The organism is Pectobacterium parvum, from assembly GCF_020971565.1.
Taxonomy (GTDB): domain Bacteria; phylum Pseudomonadota; class Gammaproteobacteria; order Enterobacterales; family Enterobacteriaceae; genus Pectobacterium; species Pectobacterium polare.
The window spans coordinates 1,949,776-1,973,174 of sequence record NZ_CP087392.1 but is presented as its reverse complement, the minus strand read 5'-3'; the positions used below and the strand labels follow the sequence as shown (position 1 = coordinate 1,973,174).

Below are 23,399 nucleotides of genomic sequence, written 5' to 3'. Positions count from 1 at the left end.
TCAACGAACACATTATTTGAAAAAACGCTATACGCTAAAAGGCGTTATCGGATGCGGTTGCTTTTCCTCCACGCCATCCGCAACGAGTAGAAAGTGTAATCTATTTCCAGGGGGTTATATGATCATCTGTAAATTCGGTCTTGGACAACAGATTCGTCATAGACAACTGGGATTTCCAGGGGTCGTTATTGATATCGATCCCGAATACTCATTAGACACGCCCACCTGGGAAGAAATTAGCGGCAATGACACGCCGCGCGCCGAACCGTGGTACTACGTTGTGATGGAAGATGACGAAGGCCAACCGATCCATACTTATCTGGCAGAAGCGCAGTTGATAAAGGAAGAGCTTTCTGAGGATGAACACCCTTCGCTAAACGAATTAGCCGAAGTCATTCAACGCCGCGCACCACAGCTGCGCCATTAGTTGTTCACTAAAAGCAGATACTGACGACCAAAGGCAAGTATTGGCGATGTTGTGGTATTCAGCATCGCCGACTATCTGCAGCTTATTTCTCTAACCCCAGCCGCGGGATTTCAATTTTTGGACAGCGATCCATGACGACTTTTAGCCCGGCATCGTGAGCTAAAATGGCGGCTTGCTCATTAATGACGCCAATCTGTAGCCACAGAACGGTCGCGCCGATGGCGATGGCCTCTTTGGCAATCTCATAGGCCGCTTCCGGCTGGCGAAAAACATCGACCATATCAATCGGTTTAGGAATGTCCTCTAAGCTGGCATACGCTTTTTGACCTAAAAGTGTCTGGCCGGCCAGTTTGGGAGTAACGGGGATAACCTCGTAGCCCTGCTTAAGCAAATACGCCATCACACCATAGCTCGGGCGGGACGGATTATCGCTGGCCCCCACTACCGCAATGATTTTTACCGTTGTCAGTACAGACTCAATCTCTCTGTCATTCATACTATTCAACCTCTCTTGCGTGATTGATTACAGTGTATCTCACATTCTACCAATAGCAGGAAATAGCTTAAAATCACCTCCATCTGTGCCTTATAGCGCGAAAGATGCCATAACAGCCTGTTTCAAATTGAAACCTTTGACACATTCAGACAATTCCTCAACAATACTCGGATTACGTGCCATCTGGGAAAATTATGAAATTCGGCTTCATCACTGTCTGCCTTTTTATTGCAGGTTTAAGTACCTCTGCAATGGCGGCAACAACGTTGAAATTAGATCAGAAAATCGATCTCCTTATGGTTGACGGGCAAAAGATGTCAGGCTCGTTGCTGAAAGGTGCCGATAGCCTCGAACTTGGCAGTGGGCAACACCAGATTTTGTTCAAAGTTGTCGATACTGTCGATACACAGACCGGTGCACCAGAGACCTATTTCCCTTCAACATTTATTGCGACCTTTAACACGGAAAAAGTGGCATCGGTGTCATTTAAGCTCCCCCCGCTGCAAACCCTTCAGGATCGCAAGAACTTTACCGACCAGCCTCAATATCAATTGCTTGATGAAAAAAATCAGACAATCCCCGTGCGTACCGATGCGTTTGTGATCACAGACAATGAGCTACTCGATATAGAGCGAAAAATGTCAGAGTACAACGCGGCGGCAAAAGGGGCTTCGGTTGCGGGCTTTGCGACCGCACTGAATGAATCCGTAAGCTGGTGATTTTACGCGCAGTCACATCTGATTTTTGATACCCGTTCGCCTTTTCATGCTTTTATCTCTTTGCACTGAAACTACGTTTCCGTAATCTGTCTGTACCCTAGCGTCAGCTTTACTACACCAGATTGAAGGACGTAACCATGGAGTTCACCACCCGTACCATCCCTGCGCAAAAACATATCGCGCTGGTCGCACACGACCACTGTAAACAATCTTTGCTGGATTGGGTTGGTACGAATAAACAACAGCTCACAGAGCACACGCTTTACGCTACCGGAACCACCGGTAACCTGATTCAGTTGAACACGGGTCTGCCTGTAAAAAGCATGCTAAGTGGACCGATGGGGGGTGACCAGCAGGTTGGCGCACTCATTTCCGAAGGGAAAATCGATTTGATGATCTTCTTTTGGGATCCGCTTAATGCCGTGCCCCACGATCCCGATGTGAAGGCGCTGCTGAGACTGGCTACGGTTTGGAACATTCCTGTTGCTACCAACCGGGCAACGGCGGATTTCCTGATTAACTCAGCGCTATTTAACGAGCAGGTTCAAATCGCCATTCCTGATTATCAGCGCTACCTGCAAGATCGACTGAAATAATATCCGTACATCATACTGGACCAGCGGCGTACTACACCGTCGACGCTGGTCTCTTCTGTTCTACTTCTCTCTTTTCGTTATCCCAGCTTACGCTGCGTCGATACACCTAAACGATGAAGATGTTCAATAAACACCGATGGATTCGCCACATCCTGTAGCAACCAGACGCGATGTTTCGCTCTCGTCAACGCCACATAGAGCAAACGCCGCTCTTCCGCATCGGGGAAATCCTCCGGTTCAGGTAACAGCACCGCCTCAATCACAGACTCTCTTGCCGGGGCCGGGAAGCCATCTTTTCCTTCATGCATACCCACGATAATGACATATTCCGCCTGCTGCCCTTTACTGGCATGCACCGTCATGAAATCAATCTGCAAATTCGGCCATTTAGTTGCCGCCTTCTCCAAAATCGCCGGGCGTAAATGGTGATAACGCGCAAGCACAAGAATGCGCTCATCCGCTTTCACAAAGCCGCTCAGTTTATCCAGAAGTGGTTCAAGCTGATCCTGAGGCAGAATCGTCACCGCTTTTTTATCCCCTTTGCTCAGGCTATTAAGCGATTTCTTCAGCTGATACGGATTTTGCTGTATGAACGTATTCGCAATTTCACCAATGCGTTCATTAAAGCGATAGGTGGTATCCAGCGCGCACTGCTCACCCACGCCGAAATGCTGTTCAAATGCTGTCGTCAACGCCAGCTCAGCACCGCTAAAACGGTAAATTGCCTGCCAGTCATCCCCGACGGCAAAAAGGCAGGTGCGGCTATTTTGTCGACGCAGTGCTGCAAGCAAGCTTGCACGCTGTGGCGAAATATCCTGAAATTCGTCCACCAGAATGTGCTTCCAGGGGCTGACAAAACGCCCTTTATCCAGCAAGTTCACGGCCTGATGGATGAGGCCGGAGAAGTCGACGGCATTCTCATCCTTAAGCGCTTTTTTCCAGGCTTTCAATAACGGTGCCATCAGGCGAATTCGTTGCTGAAACTCTGTCCGAATAGATTCTGGCGCCTGCTCAACCATTTCGCTCTGGCTGCCGCCGTGCATACGCATCAACCCTAACCAGCGCTCAAGTCGCCCGGCCAACCGCCCCGCCAGCTTCGGATCGTTCCAGAAATCGCCTTCTGGTACATCCCATTCCAACTCTTCCGTTAACCAGCGTCGCCACCCGTTAGCCTGCGTTTTTTTCTCTGCACACTGCTGCTGCCAGTGAGAAATCAGCAGTTCGCGACGCTGTTTTGTATCACTTTCCAGTTGGCTTATCATCGGGACCTTGCGGCTAGCCTGCTGAATAATGTGCAATGCCAACGCATGGAACGTCTTAGCCTGAATTTCATCCGTGTTGAGCCGCTCCCAGATGCGCTCGTTCATCTCTTCTGCCGCTTTACGACCAAATGCCAGCAGCAAAATCTGATCGGGCGTGGCCTCTTGTCGATGCATTAACCACGCCGCTCGAGCCACCAGCACAGAGGTCTTTCCACTGCCGGCACCCGCCAGTACCAGTACACCTTCTTCGCCATTGATCACCGCTTTACTCTGCGACACATTTAATGGCGAACTCTCCACCGTTTCAAAGAAAGGCTGCTCTGCCGCCAGCGTGCGATCCATCCATGCCTGATTCGCCGCAGTGCGCATCTCATCGCCCTGCTCAAGCCAGCGCAAGCAATGCTGGTAGTTATCACGGCAATTATCAAAAGTTTCAAGGCGAGAAACAGGCAGAGGCAAAGCCCCCAGCGAATCACGAATGGCATTCTGCAACGTGACCAGAGCCTGACGGCTAAACCATTTATCCTGCTGCGTCAGCGTTTGAATATTGTCCGTTTGGCGCTGCAAAACTTCAGCGCTGATCAGGCTCATCTCCTCGCTCCAGTCGAGCCAGGATTTAAGAAGATGGCGGTAAAAAGCCTGCGTTTCCTGCCACTCTGTTCCATGCAGACGCACCACTTTTCCGGCTGGCAATTCAAATTCCAGCTCTCCCCACACCAGCCCTCTTTTACAGTGAATACTCAGCAACTGATTAAAGGGGACCAGATATTGATGTTTATCGCCACTCACTTCGACACCGGCATTCAGTAACCGCACCCGGTTGTAAGGATGCTGGGCCAGATGTTTACCTAACGAGGTAGATTTCAGTTCCATGATGTTCGCGCCATGACTATGTGAGAGGATATTCGTCCATTTCTTGTCGTTTATCTGACTCTAGTTTACCCGTTATCGGACTTCACGCTCTAGCCTTAAAAACAGGTTAGGATATCCTGATGCTTAATGTGATAATTCTTTTACCATCAGCGAATTTGGGACGTTATCTGGTTACCTTACAAGTGCAGGAGAAACTATGCGTACTGTGTTGAACATCCTTAATTTCGTATTAGGTGGTTTTTTCACCACGTTAGCCTGGCTTCTGGCGACAGTTGTCAGCGTGCTGCTGATTTTTACCTTACCGCTAACACGCTCATGCTGGGAAATCACCAAGCTGTCGCTCTTGCCTTATGGTAATGAGGCTATCCATGTTGATGAGCTACGCCCAGATGACAAGAGCACGATCCTCAGCGCTGGCGGATCGCTGCTGAATATCTTCTGGTTCATTTTCTTTGGCTGGTGGCTTTGCCTGTCGCACATCATTACAGGCATCGCACAGTGCATTACGATCATTGGCATTCCTGTTGGCATCGCCAATTTTAAAATTGCTGCCATCGCGCTGTGGCCAGTCGGGCGTCGCGTGGTTTCCGTCGAACTGGCACAGGCAGCAAGGGAAAACAATGCCCGCCGCCACTTTCGCTAACGGCATCTAAGGATATTACGTTGCTCACCTTCGCCCCGGGAATTCGCCGCTATGTGTATAACAGCAGTTGGCTGTATACCATTCGCATCCTCATTGCACTGAGTGGGGCGGCGGCAGTTCCCTGGTGGCTGGGTCAGCCAACATCGACAATCCCCGTCACGCTTGGCGTCGTCGCGGCAGCCCTCACTGACCTTGACGACCGCCTCACCGGGCGTCTGCGTAATTTGTTCATTACGCTAGCCTGTTTTTTTATCGCTTCCGTTTCGATCGAACTGCTTTTCCCCCACCCTTGGCTGTTTGGCCTCGGTCTGGCGGTGTCGACCTGCGGTTTTATTTTGCTCGGCGCGTTAGGGCAACGCTATGCAACCATCGCTTTCGGCGCACTGCTGATCACGATTTACACCATGCTGGGCATATCCCTTTACGACAACTGGTATCAGCAGCCCATCATGCTGTTGATCGGGGCCTCCTGGTACAATCTGCTGACGCTATTCGGCCATCTGATCTTTCCCATCCGCCCGTTGCAGGACAACCTCGCGCAGTGTTATCAACAGTTGGCCCGCTATCTGGATGCCAAAGCCAACCTCTTCGATCCTGATATTGAAGAAGAAACCGACAAGCCCTTGATTGACGTCGCGATGGCAAACAGCCAATTGGTTGCGACGCTCAATCAGACCAAGTCATCGCTGTTAACGCGTCTGCGTGGCGATCGCGGCCAGCGCGGAACGCGTCAAACACTGCACTACTATTTCGTCGCGCAGGATATTCACGAACGAGCAAGCTCATCGCATGTTTACTATCCGCAATTGCGTGAGAAACTGCGTTATAGCGACGTCCTATTTCGCTTTCAACGCCTGCTGAGTATGCAGGCCAAAGCCTGTCAGCAGTTGTCGCAATCTATCCTGCTGCACCAAAAATATCAGCATGACAGCCGCATTGAGCGGGCTTTCGTGCATCTCGAATCTGCTATTGCGCGTATAGCGGCCAACAACATGGCAGACGCTGCACAAATCAAAGCGCTCACCTATCTCTTAAATAACTTACGCGCCATTGATGCCCAGTTGGCGACTATCGAATCCGAACAGGCTATTGAGCAAGAAAACAACCCAGAAAACACGCTGGCAGATGACAAAATCACGGGCTGGAGTGACATCTGCTTACGCATTAGCCGCCACCTGACACCGCAGTCAGCACTGTTTCGTCATGCCATCCGTATGTCCGTGCTGCTCTGTAGCGGCTACGCGTTGATTCAGGTCACAGGCTTGCAACACGGTTATTGGATTTTGCTCACCAGCCTGTTTGTTTGTCAGCCCAACTATAACGCCACTCGGCGTCGGCTGACGTTGAGAATTATCGGGACATTGACCGGTATTTTGCTCGGCTTGCCCATCCTGTATTTCGTTCCTTCGCTGGAAGGACAGCTAACGCTGATCGTTATTAGTGGCGTACTATTTTTCGCCTTTCGCAACGTGCAGTACGCCCACGCGACCATGTTTATTACGCTGCTTGTCCTGCTCTGTTTCAACCTGTTGGGTGAAGGCTTTGACGTTGCGGTGCCACGCATTATCGATACGCTACTCGGGTGTGCCATCGCATGGGCTGCTGTCAGTTTTATCTGGCCGGACTGGCGTTTTCGCGGTCTGCCAACCGTCATCAATAAGACATTGGACGCCAACTGCCGTTATCTTGATGCGATCATGGTTCAATATTATCAGGGGAAAGATAATAGCCTGCCTTATCGCATTGCCCGCCGCGATGCGCATAACTGCGATGCCGAACTGGCATCCGTTGTGTCGAATATGTCTTCAGAACCTCATGCAACCAGAAGTAAGCTGGACAGCGCATTCCGCTTCATGTGCCTGAATCATACGTTACTAAGCTATATTTCGACGCTCGGCGCACATCGCGGGAAAATTACCTCAACGGAAACGCTGCAATTGCTGGATGATGCCGTTTGTCATGTTGATGATGCGCTACACTGCAGCGAAGAAGAAAGTTTGCGTATCAATCAGGGATTGAAAACTATTACCGCCAGCCTTCAATCCCTTTCACCCGAGTCAGACAGTAAAGAATCATTAATTATTCAGCAAATCGGCCTGCTGATCGGTCTCTTACCTGAACTCGTACAGCTAAAAAATGACATGATGGCACAGTAAAAATATGACGTATCTCTTAGTGCTTTGGCCCTTTGGAGACGGCGTTGTTTTTATACCATTCCAACAGTTCATTGCGGATACCGCGAGGGAGTGCCGCCTGATGCGTACCACAAATTGCACCAGCAAGTGCCAATAGTACATTCACACTCAGATTAGCGCGAACCTTCCGCAGCTTGAGATAGCTGTTTTTGGCACCGAAATGCTGTAACTCATCGACATTCTTGATCCCCGCTTTCCACAGCAGCCGTTCGATATCATGGTTAAGATTCGGGAGATCCTTTAACCGCCCGTTGGCACTTCTGACTGCTTGATCATACTGCGCGCCTCCCAGCGCCAGATGGGCGAAATATAGTAGCTGCTCAGATTCTTGCCATAATGCCTCATCGACAAGAAAGTAATTCAAAGGAACAGGCATGCCGCGCTTGGTATAAATCAGATTAGGCATATCACGCTGTTGAAAATATTTTTCATCCTTCTTACTGGCGCGAAGATAAAGCTCCCCTTCCGATACCAGTCCAAAAATCGTTTTATTTGCTGCGATGCTGTAGCCACCAAATTGGGAACGCGAAGTGATGTCCCCCAAAGATGAAAAAGACTGCTGAGATTGCAAAATCCTTTTTTTGCATAATTGCTTCATTGCCATAATCCTTAGTATTGAAATGATCTCTTCCTGAACAATTAAAAATATCTGTAGCAGGAACAAATAATTAACCACAGCCCCGATGCGGCTTCAAACAGTAAATGTGTTTACTGTCTCTTGCATAAGGAATATGCGAAGCGCTTTCAAAAAATCAGGTTGATTTTCACGCACACAGCATATACTGTATGTTTATACAGTGACACTATGGGTAGAACTCATTATGCGTACGCAATCAATCCGCTCTCACAACATCGAGCCATCATCGTTTTCTGCAAATCAACACGCTGCGGTGCCCTCGGTTGCCACAGGTGGAATTATCAGCGAAATCGTGTACAACGCCGATCAGCCCATAGTCACACATCTGTTATTACCGCTCTTACAGCAGCTAGGCACGCAGTCTCGGTGGCTGTTATGGCTTTCCCCTCAGCAAAAATTGAGCCGCCCTTGGGTACAGCAATCTGGGCTCCCGCTGGATAAAATGGTACAACTCCACCACATCAATCCGCTGTTTACAGTTGATGCAATGGAAAGAGCCTTGCTGACAGGGAATTACAGCGCTGTTTTATGCTGGTTACCGCACGAATTGACGGAAGAAGAGAAGCTTCGGTTGCAGCACGCCGCACAGGCAGGTAATACGTATGGCTTTATTATGCGGCCAGAAAGTGCTGGCGGTGACGCCTATAGACTGTTTCCTAGCCTTAAAATTCATTCGACATTGTATCATTAAGTAAATTAAGAATTTTCTCAGCCTCTTAAGGTTATATGTCTTGTCGATCGCCGCAGAGCGGTATTCTGCGGGATTTTTGGGTATATTTAATACAGCTAAAAGACGTAAGATCTGTCAAAAGCATCTACTATTTGTTAGCAAGTATGTATGAATCGTGCGATTTTCTTATGACGTAAATCACATCATACTTGTAACTTTCTCATCACGTTGTAGACTTTAACTCGCTGGAGTTGCTCTTTTATAACGTCAGTTGACTGACAGTGAGTCATAAATAAGGGCAAAGTCTCCGACCAAAGGATTTTAACCAAAGGTTTATTAGCCCTCCGGGTTAATTGCCGATTTGGATGATAATGAGGCGTAAAATGAAAAAAACAGCTATCGCAGTTGCAGTGGCACTGGCTAGCTTCGCGACCGTCGCGCAAGCAGCTCCTAAAGACAATACCTGGTACACCGGTGGTAAACTGGGTGTGTCTCAATTCCATGATACTGGTTTCTACGGCAATGGTTACACCGGTATCAACAACAACCCGATCAAAAGCAAGTTAGGCGCTGGTGCATTTGTTGGTTATCAAGCCAACCCGTACCTGGGCTTTGAAATGGGCTACGATTGGTTGGGCCGCATGAAGTATGCAGGTTCTACTGCTAACCCAGCAGACAGCGCAAGCTTCAAAGCACAGGGCATCCAACTGGCTGCCAAACTGAGCTACCCTGTTATGCCTGATCTGGACGTTTATACTCGTCTGGGCGGTATGGTATGGCGCGCTGACAGCCATGCAGCTACGTCAGTAAACACTGGTACAAGAGCTGACATCAACAACGACGACACTGGCGTTTCTCCGCTGGCTGCAATCGGTGTTGAATACGCTATCGACAAAAACTGGGCTACTCGTGTTGACTACCAATGGGTAAGCAACATTGGTGATGCTGGTACCGTTGGTGCCCGTCCAGACAACCTGCTGATGAGCGTTGGCCTGTCTTACCGTTTCGGCCAGGATGACCGCGTAGCACCAGTTGTTGCTCCGGCTCCGACCCCAGCTCCAGCTCCAGTTGTTGAAACCAAGCGTTTCACACTGAAATCTGACGTCCTGTTCAACTTCAACAAAGCAACGCTGAAAGCAGAAGGCCAGCAATCACTGGATCAACTGTACACCCAGCTGAGCTCTCTGGATCCGAAAGACGGTTCCGTTGTTGTTCTGGGCTTCACTGACCGTTTAGGTTCAGAGCAATACAACCAAGGCCTGTCTGAAAAACGTGCACAGAGCGTAGTTGATTACCTGGTTTCTAAAGGTATCCCTGCGAACAAAGTCTCTGCTCGTGGTCTGGGTAAATCTCAACCAGTTACGGGTTCTACCTGTGACAACGTGAAACCTCGTGCTGCGCTGATCGACTGCCTGGCACCGGATCGTCGCGTAGAGATCGAAGTTAAAGGCATCAAAGACGTTGTAACTCAGCCTCAGGCTTAAGTTATTAACGAAAAAAAACCTCGCTCCGGCGAGGTTTTTTTATAACTGATATTCTTGCCCGTCACCCTGTGGGCCATTGCTATGCAACGTTGAAAAACGTTCCCTGAGTTTTTTATGCGCGCTTGTTAGCGCGATAAATGACAAAAAACCGATCACGTCTCGTCTTTATTTAAAATGGCTTTAAGATCCTGTTTAAGCAGCGACATCTGGCTGGCATATTTTTCTTTGTGCTCAGCATCTTCGATTAACTGCACAATCGTTTCTGATAAGGTCACTCCGCGTCTCTGAGCGAGAGCAGCAAGGCGCTGCCAGACCAGATATTCCAGATCGATCGATTTCTTGCGTGTATGCTGGTGCTCTGCGTTGAAATGACGTTTACGCCGTGCACGAATCGTTTGCTTCATCCGGTTTTCTAAGGTGGGATTCATGCATTTCGCAATCCACTCCAGTACTTTAACCGGCTGATTTTCCATTTTAAGCAACGCCTGTACCGCGTCATCCGCAGCGCTTTGCTCGAGAAAACACGTAATCTCTTCTCCCTCCCGATGCTTCTTCACCAAGTATTTCCATTTCCACCCGCACTCAAGATTTTCTAGTTGTTGATATTTCATATTAAATTCTTCAGTGACCACGTAACGTGACTTTCAGCATAACAGTTTTCCCTGATTTTGACCGCTTTCTGGCAGCTTTTAAGACGATTAACCAAACGCAGTCTAAGCCTCAATATATGAAAGATGACGGAGAGATGACTCTCCTTATGCGAAGTGCGCATTATTCTTGTATAATCACGCTTTTCCTTCAGACGATTACATTGATACTTTGACCAGTAACCGACTCTCATGGCAGCATTTACTGCCTAATAATGCGCCTTATCAAACGCTATTCACTCAGGCAGCTCAACTTGCTCCTGCTGAATTCTCCGCTATTCAGTCGCGTCTGGCAGACAGCCTGACGCTCTTTTGCCACCCTCGATCTCCTTCGCGCTTTATGCTGTTGAAAGCGCAAGAGAATGATGAATATATGTCATTGATCGCCCGTGCGCTGAGCGCCATCAGGCCAGACTCCGGGGCGATACATGGCAGTAAATATATCATTGAGGGTCGTCATATCCGGGTCGAGCCCGCCACACAGCCTGCGGACAACTTTGCCGCACAGCAGCTCTGTGGCTATCAGGAATGGATTGAATCTGAACAGCTCTTCGGCTGCGTACGCAGTTTTCACGATGAAATCACGCTGCACCCAGGGCTGATTCATCAGGTTAATGGCGGTACGTTGATCCTGTCAGCCAGAGCACTGCTGGCTCAGCCCCTGATGTGGCTGCGTCTGAAGCAGATTATGGCTGAAGGCATCTATCGTTGGCAGTCACCAGACGAGCGCAAGCCGCTTCCTGTTGATGTGCCACCGATGCCGCTTGATATTCGCCTGATTATTCTCGGTGACCGCGAAAGTCTGGCAGATATTCATGATATGGAACCGGAATTAGGCGAACACGCTATTTACGGCGAGTTCGAAGCGCAATTACAGCTGATTGAAACGGATGATATGGCGCACTGGTGTACCTACATCAATGCACTGTGCAGCGAAAATCAACTGCCGCTGCTGGACGCAGATGCCTGGCCGGCATTGGTCAACATTGCAGTACGCTACAGCGGCGATCAGGGCAATTTGCCATTATGTCCGCGCTGGCTAATCGGCCAGTTAAAATATGCGTCTCTGTACGCCAGAGATGGTCAGATCACGGAGCAGGCGCTGGTTGACGCCGTTGCTGCTCGCCAATGGCGTGAAGGCTACCTTCGTGAACGTATGCAGGATGAAATAGAATTAGGCCAGATCCTGATCGAAACGGAAGGCGAAGTCGTCGGCCAGATTAACGGGCTTTCCGTATTGGAATTTCCAGGCTATCCCGTTGCCTTTGGCGAGCCGACGCGTATCAGCTGCGTGGTTCACGCTGGCGACGGTGAATTCACCGACGTTGAACGCAAAGCCGAACTGGCTGGCAATTTACACGCCAAGGGTATGATGATCATGCAGGCGTTCCTGATTACGGAACTGGAGCTTGATCAGCAACTGCCTTTCTCGGCTTCCATGGTCTTCGAACAATCGTACAGCGAAGTTGATGGCGACAGCGCCTCACTGGCAGAGCTGTGCGCGCTGGTTAGCGCCCTCTCCTTGCGGCCAATCAATCAGCAGTTCGCGGTGACCGGATCCGTCGATCAATTTGGTCACGTGCAACCCATTGGCGGCGTGAATGAGAAAATTGAAGGTTTCTTTGAGGTCTGCCAGCGTCGTGGATTGACGGGAACACAGGGCGTGATTTTACCTGCGGCTAATTTACGCCATCTCTGTTTACAGGAAGATGTCGTTGAAGCGGTACGCGAAGGGAAATTCCATTTATTCCCGGTAGAAACTGCGCCGGAAGCGTTGTCATTATTGACCAATTTCGCTTATTACGATGAACAGCAGCCAAACCTGCTGTCCGCCATTCGTGAGCGAATTGGGCAACTTACACCGCAAGAACGTAGACGTTTCCCTTGGTTTTTCCGTTAAACCAACTGGTTCAACCAGACGCAACAGACTTGCCCAGCGTACAGGTGTACGCTAACCTGCGTGCTTCATTAAAACAAGGCTTACAGAGACCATGGTAGATAAACGCGAATCCTATACAAAAGAAGACCTCCTTGCCTCCAGTCGTGGTGAACTGTTCGGCCCGCAAGGCCCTCAGTTGCCTGCCCCTAACATGCTCATGATGGACCGCGTCGTTAAAATGACGGAAGACGGCGGTAAGTATGGCAAAGGCTATGTGGAAGCCGAATTGGATATCACGCCTGACCTGTGGTTCTTCGGCTGCCATTTCATCGGCGATCCGGTGATGCCAGGTTGTCTCGGTCTGGATGCGATGTGGCAATTAGTCGGATTTTATCTGGGCTGGTTGGGTGGCGAAGGCAAAGGCCGCGCGCTCGGCGTGGGCGAAGTTAAGTTCACCGGACAAGTGCTGCCGACAGCGAAAAAAGTGACTTATCGCATTCACTTCAAACGCGTGATCAATCGCCGTTTGGTGATGGGTATTGCTGATGGTGAAGTGTGGGTTGACGGTCATCAAATCTATACCGCTGACGAACTGAAAGTGGGTCTGTTCAAAGACACCAGCGCTTTCTAAGTATCAGATAGCACTGCGGGCGAAAACCTTTTCGCCCGCGTTATCCGTTTATTTATCCGATGTTATCTCACCACAGCTTAAACCACTCGCCCTATCATGATGGACTTTTCAGTTCATTAGTGATCGACTGCCGTACGTCTTGCGGTATCTTCAATTCGGTCGCTAATGCATCCAGATAGCTTTTCTCCATGAAGTGATCGACATCAATGACCGCGCAGCTCAGGAAGTAAACCTCAAGCGCCTCTTCCTCATTCTTCACATCTTTCGCCAGCAAAATCGGGTCAAGCGGTTGTTCTATAGCTTCCTGTACCCAGCGGTGCGCTTCACTGCCCAGTTGCAGTTGCTGGATATTTTCATCAATACGCTGTTTCTCGGTTGCATCAATATGGCCGTCACTCTTAGCAGCAAAAACCAGAGCCTGAATCAGACGGCGGGCACGAATAGTGTCGCCAGAGGACTGGGTGCCAAACTGCGGATCGTCCTGATGCGTGTCGCGAACGCGTTTTTTATACTGGTTCCACAACACCACACCCGCCGCTGCACTACCGCCAATGATCAACGCATTTTTACCCAATGAACCCATGATTTTCCGCGTGGATTTATTCGATAACAGCACACCCGCCAAACCACCCAGCGCAGCAGGCTTCAGCATGTCGCCCAAATTGCCGTTTTTTCCCCCTTGATGCTGATTCCCCTGCTTGCTAACGGAACCCAATAAGCCCTGAATCTGTTGCAGCCAATTATTCATTTTCATTCCTCAAGGAAAAGTGACATCACTGATGGCGATGTCACTCATAGTAATGGTGCGGAAGGCGTTTGTTTGTCAGATTGTGTATAGCAATGAAAAGTATGGACCGCGCTTACTCTACGGTCCATCTGGCGATCCATCCTACTATGTAGGAAACATCACGAGGCTGGCTTCAGCGGCGCTTTTCTCACTGGGGTATTTCCAGAAATATAGTAGCGTGCTTTGCTGCGCGGCAGCGGCTGACGCCGGCGGATTCGGTCGGCAATTCTCTCGGCAATCATGATGGTTGTCGCGTTCAGATTACCGGTAATAATTTGCGGCATGATGGAGGCATCTACTACGCGTAGCCCTTCCATACCGTGAACTCGGCCTTGCCCATCAACCACCGCCATCTCATCCTCACCCATCTTACAGGAACAGGAGGGATGGAATGCCGTCTCGGCGTGATTGCGGATAAACTCGTCCAGTTCCTCATCAGTCTGAACTTCCAGCCCGGGGCTGATCTCTCGCCCACGGTATTTATCCAGTGCGGGCTGCGCCATGATTTCACGCGTAATGCGGATCGCATCGCGAAATTCCTGCCAATCCTGATCCGTCGACATATAGTTGAACAAGATACTCGGGTGCTCGCGGGCGTCTTTGGATTGCACCTGCACACGCCCTCGGCTGAGTGAACGCATGGAGCCGACGTGCGCCTGAAATCCGTGCTCTTTCACCGCATTGCTGCCGTTGTAATTAATCGCAACGGGCAAGAAGTGATATTGAATATTCGGCCAGGTAAACTCATCCCGACTGCGAATAAAGCCCCCCGCCTCGAACTGGTTGCTAGCCCCAACACCAGTGCCGTTGAACAACCATTCCGCGCCGATTTTTGGCTGATTAAACCACTGCAACGCCGGATACAACGATACCGGCTCTTTGCAAGCATACTGCAAATACATTTCCAGATGGTCCTGCAAATTCTCACCGACACCGGGCAAATCGTGCACCACGGGAATATCAAGACGCTGAAGCAAGTCTTTCGGCCCCACGCCGGAACGTTGCAGAATTTGCGGCGAAGCAATCGCGCCTGCACACAGCAGCACCTCACGGCGTGCCTTCGCCGTCTGCGCACTTTCCCCTTTAAAGTAAGCCACGCCAATGGCACGTTTTCCGTCGAAGAGAATCTTGTCGGTTAAGGCATGCGTCACGATGGTCAGATTCTTACGGTTTTTCGCCTGATCCAAATAACCTCTCGCGGTACTGGCGCGACGTCCCTTCGGCGTGACGGTTCTGTCCATCGGCCCAAAGCCTTCCTGCTGATAGCCGTTAAGATCGTCCGTACGCGGATATCCCGCCTGTACGCCCGCTTCAACCATCGCGTGAAACAGTTCGTTGTTTCCCATCTTCGGCGTTGTCACCGAAACAGGACCGCTTGCGCCATGATAGTCATTCGATCCCACATCCCGCGTTTCCGCTTTACGGAAATACGGCAGGCAGTCAAGGTAACTCCAGTCTTCCAGACCCGGCATGGTCGCCCAGTTATCAAAATCCATCGCATTGCCACGGATGTAGCACATGCCGTTAATCAGCGATGAACCGCCCAGCCCTTTGCCGCGGCCACATTCCATGCGGCGATTATTCATGTGAGGTTCCGGGTCGGTTTCATAAGCCCAGTTATAGCGTTTTCCCTGCAATGGGAAAGCCAATGCGGCGGGCATTTGCGTGCGAAAATCCAGCCGATAGTCTGGGCCGCCCGCTTCAAGCAGCAGCACGCTCACGTCGCTTTCTTCTGTTAGACGCGTTGCCAGCACGTTGCCGGAGGAACCGGCTCCGATAATGATGTAATCATATTCCATTAGGCTTTCTCCCCTTCGTTTAAAATACCGAGCGGAATTCACCCAGTTCAACCTGTACCGATTTAATTTGCGTATAGTGTTCCAATGTTGTGATGCCGTTTTCACGTCCGACACCCGAATGTTTGTAGCCGCCCACAGGCATTTCAGCCGGAGACTCACCCCAGGTGTTGATCCAGCAAATCCCCGCGTCGAGCTGATGAATCACCCGATGTGCCCGATTCAGATCGCAGGTCACGATGCCAGCCGCCAGCCCATACTCACTCTCATTGGCGCGGCGGATAACCTCATCCTCATTCTGATATGTCAGAATGCTCATGACCGGGCCAAAGATTTCCTCTCGCACAATCTTCATATCATCCTGGCAATCGGTGAACACCGTCGGGGCAACGAACGCACCTTGCGCATACTTCTCGTCAGTCATCGGTTCGCCGCCCACCAGCACGCGAGCACCTTCGCGTTTTCCGCTTTCGATGTAGCGCAATACGGATTCTCTGTGCGGGAAGCTGACCAGCGGACCAAAATTCACCTGCTCGTCAGTCGGATCGCCAATCCGGATACGCTGAACGCGCGCCAGAATTTTTTCCTCAAACTGCGCCTGCAATGCCTGCGGAATGAAGACGCGTGTACCGTTGGTGCACACCTGACCTGAGCTGAAGAAATTCGCCATCATTGCGATATCCGCCGCCTTATCCAGATCGGCATCATCAAAAATGATCAGCGGCGATTTCCCGCCCAGTTCCATCGTGACGTCTTTCAGGGTCGAGCCCGCGGCATTGGCCATTACCGTTTTCCCGCTGGCGATCCCACCGGTGAAAGAGACTTTGGCAATACCTGGATGCGTGGTTAATGCCTGACCAACGGATTTCCCCGTTCCTGTCAGCACGTTGAATACGCCAGCCGGTAGCCCAGCCTCGGTATAGATTTCCGCCAGTTTTAGCGCGGTGAGCGACGTGACTTCACTGGGTTTGAAGATCATTGCATTGCCTGCCGCCAGCGCAGGGGCGGATTTCCACAATGCGATCTGAATGGGGTAGTTCCAGGCACCAATACCCGCGACCACGCCAAGCGGTTCACGACGGGTGTAGGCGAATGAGGTATCACGCAGCGGGATCTGCTGACCTTCCAGCATAGGAATCAGCCCCGCGTAGTATTCCAGAACATCCGCACCAGTCACGATATCGACGGTTCGGGTTTCCGAGAGCGGCTTGCCAGTATCGTACGTTTCAAGCAAGGCGAGTTCATCGTTACGCTCACGCAGGATATCCACGGCGCGACGTAAAATGCGCGAACGCTCCATCGCCGTCATCGCCGCCCATACTTTCTGCCCTGCGGTTGCTGCACTGACCGCACGGTCAACATCAGCAGTAGTGGCAGACTGAATGTGGGCAATGATGTCGCCATTCGCGGGGTTAATCGCCTCAAACGTATCGTCACCCGTGCTATCGACATAAGCGCCGTTGATATAAAGCTGTTGTAAACCGTAGTGAGACATAAATTCTCCTGTCTGATGGCAGCCCGAACGCACGTCCGGGCAGAAAAGGCAAAAATGATAAGGAAGGGTTACGTGCGGACGAGCTGCTGTTCGATATAGTCGTAGGTAATACTCAGTGCTTCTTCGCGGTTGAAGGCCTCATGGCTTAGCGCACCACGCAGCCACAGCCCATCGATCAGACCTGCCAATCCTTTTGCTGCAACGCGCGCGCTGTGCTTCGGCAAACAGTGGCTGAATTCGACACACAGGTTGGAGTAAAGTCGCCTATCGTTAACCTGCTGTAGCCGATGGAGCATGGGGGAATGCAGGCTACTGGCCCAAAACGCCAGCCAAGTTTTCATCGCCGCACTATTCGTCTGGCTATCATCAAAATTCCCCTGAACAATCGCCCGCAAACGTGCACGAGGCGTATTTTCTGTCAAGTTCAGCAACCTTGATTTCACCGCCAGCCCCAGATGACTAATCAGATAGCGCATCGTCGCTTCCAGCAAGCCATTTTTATCGCGGAAGTAATGACTGATGATCCCATTAGACACTCCCGCACGTCGGGCAATCTGTACGACTGAGGCATCATGCATCCCCACATCGTTAATCGCGGCCAGCGTCGCCTCGATGAGTTGCTGCCGTCTGATAGGCTGCATTCCGACTTTAGGCACCGCACTTCCTCTTCATTTTCTTCCCTTCATTTTTGCCTGATGAATCACGATAAACGACGGTGATTCATGCTCCGATTTGTCCTATTAAACTTTTTTTTTATTGAACGTTCAATAAAAAATGAATATCTTTTATTGCCGAAAGGTTAAAAATTCGTATCAATTATCATGAAAAATGGTGTGAGCTCAGACGATAACTCCACCTTAAAAAGAATAATTTCTTTTTTGTTCTGACGACCCTCTTCAACGGAAAGCGTACTCAGCGGATGTCCTGCGCCATATTCTTTATATGCGCTAAGCGCGCTTCGTGGAGAGAGGAATCAGAGTATCTGTTCACGTCACGCAAGGGATAACCATGCCAGCATCAGAAACGACCACCCAACAGGATCGCCTGAATCCTGTCGTGTTCTACACATCAGCGGGACTCATCCTGACCTTCTCGCTGATGACCATGTTGTTTAACCAAGAAGCGAATGCCTGGATTACCCACGCGCTTAACTGGGTTTCTGCCACATTTGGTTGGTACTACCTGCTAGCCGCCACGCTTTACATCGTTTTCGTCATCTTCATTGCGTCATCTCGATTTGGATCGATCAAGCTCGGGCCAGAACAGTCGAAACCTGAATTTAGCCTGATGAGTTGGGCAGCCATGCTGTTTGCGGCGGGGATTGGTATCGATTTAATGTTCTTTTCCGTTGCGGAACCGATCACGCAATACATGATGCCACCGGAAGGACAGGGCCAGACGATAGAAGCGGCACGGCAAGCCATGGTCTGGACGCTGTTTCACTACGGGTTAACGGGTTGGTCAATGTACGCGCTGATGGGCATTGCTCTGGGCTACTTCAGCTACCGGTATAATCTGCCGCTGACGATTCGCTCTGCCCTGTACCCTATCTTTGGTAAACGTATTAATGGCTCGATTGGCCACAGCGTTGATATCGCGGCCGTACTCGGAACCATCTTCGGTATCGCGACCACACTGGGCATCGGCGTCGTTCAGCTTAACTACGGGCTGAAAGTCCTGTTACAGATCCCAGAGAATCTCACTGTTCAGGCCTCGCTCATCCTGCTTTCCGTCGTCATGGCGACTGTTTCCGTGACGTCCGGGGTCAATCGCGGTATTCGTTTCCTCTCCGAGCTTAACGTCCTGCTCGCGCTGGGCTTGATTCTCTTTCTACTTTTCTGGGGTGATACCGAGTTTCTGCTAAACGCATTGGTGCTGAACGTCGGGGATTACATCAATCGCTTTACAGGTATGACGCTCAACAGCTTTGCGTTCGATCGCCCGACAGAGTGGATGAATAGCTGGACGTTGTTCTTCTGGGCATGGTGGGTCGCATGGGCACCGTTTGTCGGGCTGTTTCTGGCGCGAATCTCACGCGGCAGAACGATTCGACAGTTCGTCGTCGGCACGTTGATCATTCCGTTTGTCTTTACGCTGCTGTGGCTCTCCATTTTTGGCAACAGCGCGCTTTATCAGGTGCTCCACGGTAATCTGGATTTTGCCAATGAAGTCATGCAGCACCCGGAGCGCGGATTCTACAGCCTGCTGGCACAGTACCCCGGCTTCAGCCTGAGCGCCTCTGTCGCGACCATCACCGGCTTACTGTTTTATGTCACCTCTGCCGATTCCGGCTCACTGGTGCTGGGCAACTTTACCTCTCGCCTTGGCGATATCAACAATGATGCGCCAAACTGGCTGCGAATTTTCTGGTCAGTCGCCATTGGCCTGCTGACGTTGGGCATGCTGATGACAAACGGCGTGTCAGCCTTACAGAACACCACCGTCATTATGGGATTACCGTTTAGCTTTGTGATGTTCTTTATTATGGCGGGGTTATATAAATCACTGCGGGTTGAGGATTACCGTAAAGCCAGCTCCTTACAAACATCAGCCCCGATGCCAATATCAGGCGACGATCGTCTGAACTGGAAACAACGTATCTCACGCGTCATGAATTTCCCCGGTACAACGCATACGCAAAAAATGCTGGATAACGTTTGTAAAGCCGCCATGGATGACGTCGCGCGCGAACTGCGCCTGAGAGGTGCCAGCGTTGAAGTCAACGACTTGCCGCCTGTCGAAGATGAGCGCTTGAATCATCTCGAACTGTTGGTTGATTTGGGTGATGAACAGAACTTTCTTTACCAAATTTGGCCACAGCGCTATAGCGTCCCGGCGTTTACCTACCGCGCCCGCTCGGGTAAATCAGATTATTACCGCCTTGAAACCTTCCTGTTAGAAGGAAGTCAGGGGAATGACCTGATGGATTACAGCAAAGAACAGGTGATTAACGACATTTTGGATCAGTACGAACGACACCTGAATTTTCTTCATCTTAATCGAGAGGCTCCGGGCAATACGCTGACCTTCCCTGACGCATAACCTCCTCCCCTATGGCGCTGAAATACAGCGCCATTTTCAATATGTTATGCTTTTATTCTCCCTTTTTCTTGCATCGTATTTTTCCTGAGTTTATGGGCTGTGCCGCATTCTTTGCTTCCACGATTTGCGCTTTATTTTTGAAACGGTATACTGCACACAACAAATTGAAATACAGTTTTAAAAAATGTATTTGTCCGTCACAGAAAAGGAACGAACATGAAAATTGCACTGATTAACGAGAACAGCCAAGCTGCCAAAAACGCCATCATCGCCGAGTCTCTGACCAAAGCGGTTGCACCGTTGGGCCACACTGTACACAACTACGGTCAATACGCCGTTGAAGATGCAGCGCAGCTGACCTACATCCAGAACGGTATTCTGGCAGCTATCCTGCTGAACTCTGGCGCGGCTGATTTCGTTGTGACCGGTTGTGGTACTGGCCAGGGCGCAATGCTGGCTTGTAACTCTTTCCCAGGCGTAATCTGCGGTCTGGTTGTTGACCCATCTGATGCTTACCTGTTCTCTCAGATCAACAACGGCAACGCTGTATCCGTTCCTTACGCTAAAGGTTTTGGCTGGGGCGCTGAACTGAACCTGGAAAACCTGTTTACCCAGCTGTTCAAAGAAGAAGGCGGCCGAGGCTATCCGAGCGATCGCGTTGCTCCTCAACAACGTAACAAGAAAATCCTGGATGCTGTAAAAGCAGTGACCTACAACGATCTGATCACCATCCTGAAAGGCCTCGATCAGGATCTGGTTAAAGGTGCGATTGCTGGTCCTAAATTCCAGGAATACTTCTTCGCTAACAGCAAAGACGAAGCACTGACCAGCTACATCAAAACTCTGCTGGCATAATCGTCAATAGCTGAAAAAAACCACAGGCCATTGCGGTCTGTGGTTTTTTTATGCCAATTCCCCATGCAGTTTGTCTACATTTTAACGACCCAGTTACGCCGACTATCCGTTACCGTTCAATGCTTAGCCATACGCACCGTTCGCGCTAAATACTGCTTGACCGAAGCTAAGCGACTCCCTATAGTAGCCCCCCGTTGCCCCTTGTAGGCGACCCCCGGTGAGGTGTCCGAGAGGCTGAAGGAGCACGCCTGGAAAGTGTGTATACGTGAAAACGTATCAAGGGTTCGAATCCCTTCCTCACCGCCATACTTTTGACAAAGTCGATATGTTAAATATCACATATGGATTTTTTCTGAACAAAAGTTCGCTTCGGCGGATTTTTTTTTACAATTTAGTATCAAACTGGCTTTTTCCTGCACCAACTTTCTTTGAAAATATCACTATCCGGTAAACTCTCTCAATATGATATTATTGGTTGCAAGTTTCCATAGGATGTGGAAGGGAAAGTTTTTATGTTCCAATAGATTCGATAACGCCACAACGACTTCTGGAAAACATGATCTGCTGGATGCGCAGAAATATCAGCAACAGCGGCTAAAACCTACTGATGATTTAACATTGTCACACACAAACCCAAAATCGCGACACACTACATTTGCCAGTTATCCAGCAATCTATTTAGCGGGTACCAAGCAAATACGAGAAGCCGCCAAAGTCTCCGTCAACGGATACGCAGTGAAAAACACCAACCACAGGCCAAGAACACCTATGAAAGATATCTGGCGCTCGCTAGAGAAATATCTACTCACGTTAATCTAAATATTGCCGACTACACACCTTGCCGCTAATCACTTCATACCGCGCTGGAACTCATACAAGACAGCAGTAAACTGGAAATGATTCCCACGAATTCACGAGGTGGAGAGGTATGCAGTTACCCAAAATATTCCATTGAGATCGAGAAACGTAAAAAGCTTTAATGAAATATTTTTTGGATATTGACGAGAGAACATTGCCGTGTCGGGAAAAATGCAGGCTAACAACCACCCTCTGGGTTAGCCCTTCACATCAATCCACAACAAACAGCTTGGCACCCGTCTCAGTGTAGGAGCGATGAACTTCTGCGTTATCCGCAACCTGATAGCTCATTCCCGGTGTGAGGACAAAAACACGGCCATCGTCCAATTCCGTATGAAGTTCACCTTCAAGGCACAGCAGAACATGCCCTTTTGAGCACCAGTGGTCGGCCAGATAGCCTGGCGTATACTCAACAATACGAACCCGAATGTTATCAAAACGCTGTGTTCGCCAGTAGGCTATCCCCGTGTCGCCCCGGTGCTCGGTGGGCTCTATTTGTGACCAGTCAGTCGTACCAAACGGAATGTTTTTCATGTCCATATTACTGCCCCTATTCTTTAACGTTATCGGTTAACACTCCGCTTACTCTTCCGGCAAACCATCCCAGCACATCAGCGTTTGGCGGCACGGTTCCACGGCATTTTCATCAACAGTCTTGCCATGCCACAAAAACCCGTGATCCCTGCAAACAGCAACCCTGCACCTACAAAGCCAGAGAGCAGGAAGAAAGCGCTGTTTACGCTGTAACCCAGTAATACACCACCCAGAATAAGTACGCCAGCGGCGATTTGGACCTGCCGCATGAGTTCAATCGGTTGTTTACGATTCACTTCTGTCGGGAATCCTGCCTTTTTCCATGCGTTCATTCCCCCTTCAAGAAGAAATGCCGTTGCGGGGGAAACCGCCTGTGCCAGCAAGTCGGCATTCTGTTCCGAGCGCATGCCGGACAAACAATGGAAAATCACAACCTGTCCTTCTTTGTCATCATCAGGAAGGACATGCCCAGCAAAGGAGTTCAGCGGGTGCAACCTTGCCTGTGCGATGTGCTCGCGGGCATGTTCTTCCGGCTGGCGAATATCAATGAGCACCACACCTTCATCTAACAATTTACGGGCCTGGGCGGGTGAGATAGCAAGTGGCGTTGGCATGATCGTGATCCTCTTTTTACGCTTCTGAAATCCGTCAGCATGCATCGTTCAACGTGGTATTCAGCCAGCAAGGAAGGTGATATCGCTGATTGTTTGCGTGTCACCATTAATTTAGATAAATCTAATCAAGTAAAATCTAAATTAAATAATGGGCACGCGCAACAACTTTCCACACGGGGAAAGCAATCCAGACTGGACATCGATTTAGCGACTGATACTCTATAAATAGAAACGCTATTTTAAAAAACAGACATACTGC

General features: G+C 50.1%; 21 protein-coding genes and 1 tRNA gene. 12 read left to right on the top strand and 10 right to left on the bottom strand.

The features are described 5' to 3' along the window. Nucleotides 1–118: 118 nt before the first annotated feature. On the top strand, nucleotides 119–427 hold the full coding sequence (hspQ, locus tag LOZ86_RS08875) for a heat shock protein HspQ (protein WP_039480229.1): 309 nt from the start codon (nucleotides 119–121) through the stop codon (nucleotides 425–427). A gap of 82 nt (nucleotides 428–509) precedes the next feature. On the opposite strand, the gene LOZ86_RS08870 is transcribed toward hspQ, so the two are convergent. Next, complete coding sequence (locus LOZ86_RS08870; RefSeq protein ID WP_039480225.1) at nucleotides 510–923, bottom strand: CoA-binding protein; 414 nt, start codon at nucleotides 921–923, stop codon at nucleotides 510–512. A gap of 194 nt (nucleotides 924–1,117) precedes the next feature. On the opposite strand from LOZ86_RS08870, the gene LOZ86_RS08865 reads away from it, so the two are divergent. Beyond that, on the top strand, nucleotides 1,118–1,642 hold the full coding sequence (locus LOZ86_RS08865; RefSeq protein WP_039480222.1) for a DUF2057 family protein: 525 nt from the start codon (nucleotides 1,118–1,120) through the stop codon (nucleotides 1,640–1,642). Between the two features lie 137 nt (nucleotides 1,643–1,779). Then, nucleotides 1,780–2,238 carry a methylglyoxal synthase gene (locus LOZ86_RS08860; protein ID WP_039480219.1) on the top strand — a complete coding sequence of 153 codons (459 nt, stop codon included), beginning with the start codon at nucleotides 1,780–1,782 and terminating at the stop codon, nucleotides 2,236–2,238. 77 nt (nucleotides 2,239–2,315) lie between these two features. On the opposite strand, the gene helD is transcribed toward LOZ86_RS08860, so the two are convergent. Next, on the bottom strand, nucleotides 2,316–4,373 hold the full coding sequence (gene helD / locus LOZ86_RS08855) for a DNA helicase IV (protein ID WP_039480217.1): 2,058 nt from the start codon (nucleotides 4,371–4,373) through the stop codon (nucleotides 2,316–2,318). Between the two features lie 196 nt (nucleotides 4,374–4,569). On the opposite strand from helD, the gene LOZ86_RS08850 reads away from it, so the two are divergent. Both LOZ86_RS08850 and yccS read left to right on the top strand, forming a co-directional pair. Further along, entirely contained in the window at nucleotides 4,570–5,016 is a 447-nt protein-coding gene (locus LOZ86_RS08850) for a YccF domain-containing protein (protein WP_039480214.1), read from the top strand. Between the two features lie 20 nt (nucleotides 5,017–5,036). Beyond that, nucleotides 5,037–7,172, top strand: coding sequence for a YccS family putative transporter (gene yccS / locus LOZ86_RS08845; RefSeq protein ID WP_230243087.1), 2,136 nt, complete (start codon nucleotides 5,037–5,039; stop codon nucleotides 7,170–7,172). A gap of 16 nt (nucleotides 7,173–7,188) precedes the next feature. Here yccS and LOZ86_RS08840 read toward each other — a convergent pair whose 3' ends face one another. Next, nucleotides 7,189–7,809 (bottom strand): TfoX/Sxy family DNA transformation protein, encoded by a 621-nt coding sequence (locus LOZ86_RS08840; protein ID WP_039480210.1) that lies wholly within the window; start codon nucleotides 7,807–7,809, stop codon nucleotides 7,189–7,191. A 223-nt stretch (nucleotides 7,810–8,032) separates the two neighbouring features. Between LOZ86_RS08840 and sulA the strand changes: the two genes are divergently transcribed. Both sulA and ompA read left to right on the top strand, forming a co-directional pair. Further along, on the top strand, nucleotides 8,033–8,539 hold the full coding sequence (gene sulA, locus LOZ86_RS08835; RefSeq protein WP_230243085.1) for an SOS-induced cell division inhibitor SulA: 507 nt from the start codon (nucleotides 8,033–8,035) through the stop codon (nucleotides 8,537–8,539). 362 nt (nucleotides 8,540–8,901) lie between these two features. Continuing rightward, complete coding sequence (gene ompA, locus LOZ86_RS08830) at nucleotides 8,902–10,002, top strand: porin OmpA (RefSeq protein ID WP_039480205.1); 1,101 nt, start codon at nucleotides 8,902–8,904, stop codon at nucleotides 10,000–10,002. A 152-nt stretch (nucleotides 10,003–10,154) separates the two neighbouring features. Here the strand turns inward: ompA and matP are convergent, their stop codons facing one another. Beyond that, nucleotides 10,155–10,613, bottom strand: coding sequence for a macrodomain Ter protein MatP (gene matP / locus LOZ86_RS08825; RefSeq protein WP_039480203.1), 459 nt, complete (start codon nucleotides 10,611–10,613; stop codon nucleotides 10,155–10,157). Between the two features lie 166 nt (nucleotides 10,614–10,779). On the opposite strand from matP, the gene LOZ86_RS08820 reads away from it, so the two are divergent. Both LOZ86_RS08820 and fabA read left to right on the top strand, forming a co-directional pair. Further along, nucleotides 10,780–12,549 carry an AAA family ATPase gene (locus LOZ86_RS08820; RefSeq protein WP_039480200.1) on the top strand — a complete coding sequence of 590 codons (1,770 nt, stop codon included), beginning with the start codon at nucleotides 10,780–10,782 and terminating at the stop codon, nucleotides 12,547–12,549. 91 nt (nucleotides 12,550–12,640) lie between these two features. Then, entirely contained in the window at nucleotides 12,641–13,159 is a 519-nt protein-coding gene (fabA, locus tag LOZ86_RS08815; protein ID WP_039480199.1) for a bifunctional 3-hydroxydecanoyl-ACP dehydratase/trans-2-decenoyl-ACP isomerase, read from the top strand. Nucleotides 13,160–13,253: 94 nt separating this feature from the next. On the opposite strand, the gene LOZ86_RS08810 is transcribed toward fabA, so the two are convergent. The 4 genes from LOZ86_RS08810 to betI form a co-directional block, all read right to left on the bottom strand. Continuing rightward, the gene (locus tag LOZ86_RS08810; protein ID WP_080728024.1) at nucleotides 13,254–13,907 is read right to left on the bottom strand and encodes a tellurite resistance TerB family protein; all 654 of its coding nucleotides are present in this window, start codon (nucleotides 13,905–13,907) and stop codon (nucleotides 13,254–13,256) included. A 158-nt stretch (nucleotides 13,908–14,065) separates the two neighbouring features. Beyond that, nucleotides 14,066–15,745: a choline dehydrogenase gene (gene betA / locus LOZ86_RS08805; RefSeq protein ID WP_039480193.1), complete on the bottom strand. Its 1,680-nt coding sequence runs from the start codon at nucleotides 15,743–15,745 to the stop codon at nucleotides 14,066–14,068. Between the two features lie 19 nt (nucleotides 15,746–15,764). Further along, nucleotides 15,765–17,237, bottom strand: a complete 1,473-nt coding sequence (betB, locus tag LOZ86_RS08800; protein WP_039480192.1) for a betaine-aldehyde dehydrogenase — start codon at nucleotides 17,235–17,237, stop codon at nucleotides 15,765–15,767. A 68-nt stretch (nucleotides 17,238–17,305) separates the two neighbouring features. Continuing rightward, nucleotides 17,306–17,893, bottom strand: a complete 588-nt coding sequence (gene betI, locus LOZ86_RS08795) for a transcriptional regulator BetI (protein WP_039480190.1) — start codon at nucleotides 17,891–17,893, stop codon at nucleotides 17,306–17,308. Between the two features lie 352 nt (nucleotides 17,894–18,245). On the opposite strand from betI, the gene LOZ86_RS08790 reads away from it, so the two are divergent. The 3 genes from LOZ86_RS08790 to LOZ86_RS08780 all read left to right on the top strand — a co-directional run bounded on the left by LOZ86_RS08790 (nucleotide 18,246) and on the right by LOZ86_RS08780 (nucleotide 21,440). Then, nucleotides 18,246–20,279: a choline transporter gene (locus tag LOZ86_RS08790; RefSeq protein WP_039480188.1), complete on the top strand. Its 2,034-nt coding sequence runs from the start codon at nucleotides 18,246–18,248 to the stop codon at nucleotides 20,277–20,279. A gap of 216 nt (nucleotides 20,280–20,495) precedes the next feature. Further along, nucleotides 20,496–21,134 (top strand): RpiB/LacA/LacB family sugar-phosphate isomerase, encoded by a 639-nt coding sequence (locus LOZ86_RS08785; RefSeq protein ID WP_010287191.1) that lies wholly within the window; start codon nucleotides 20,496–20,498, stop codon nucleotides 21,132–21,134. Nucleotides 21,135–21,350: 216 nt separating this feature from the next. Then, nucleotides 21,351–21,440, top strand: a tRNA-Ser gene (locus tag LOZ86_RS08780). 762 nt (nucleotides 21,441–22,202) lie between these two features. Here LOZ86_RS08780 and LOZ86_RS08775 read toward each other — a convergent pair. Both LOZ86_RS08775 and LOZ86_RS08770 read right to left on the bottom strand, forming a co-directional pair. Then, on the bottom strand, nucleotides 22,203–22,532 hold the full coding sequence (locus LOZ86_RS08775; RefSeq protein WP_039480186.1) for a DHCW motif cupin fold protein: 330 nt from the start codon (nucleotides 22,530–22,532) through the stop codon (nucleotides 22,203–22,205). 71 nt (nucleotides 22,533–22,603) lie between these two features. After that, nucleotides 22,604–23,140: a rhodanese family protein gene (locus LOZ86_RS08770; protein ID WP_039480183.1), complete on the bottom strand. Its 537-nt coding sequence runs from the start codon at nucleotides 23,138–23,140 to the stop codon at nucleotides 22,604–22,606. Nucleotides 23,141–23,399: the final 259 nt, after the last annotated feature.